Genomic DNA, 215 nt, shown 5'->3' with positions numbered 1-215 from the left:
TGAAGTAAAGCTGCAAATGCTTCATAACCTTACAGCCTTTACTGATGAAGAATTGAAAGAAGCTTTAGATGCCTTGGCAGCTGAACAAGCCAAGAAGCGTGCGAAACGGAAGAAAAAGTAAGATTATTTAAGCGCTCTTTCCCTCTGGGATGAAAAACACTGCTTCGCAAGAGGGATGAGAGAAAATGTTTAAAAACTTACCTCTCCCTAACCCT

Source organism: Acinetobacter sp. UBA3132 (genome assembly GCF_002364825.1).
Lineage (GTDB): Bacteria > Pseudomonadota > Gammaproteobacteria > Pseudomonadales > Moraxellaceae > Acinetobacter > Acinetobacter schindleri.
Note: the sequence above shows the minus strand (reverse complement) of the source record.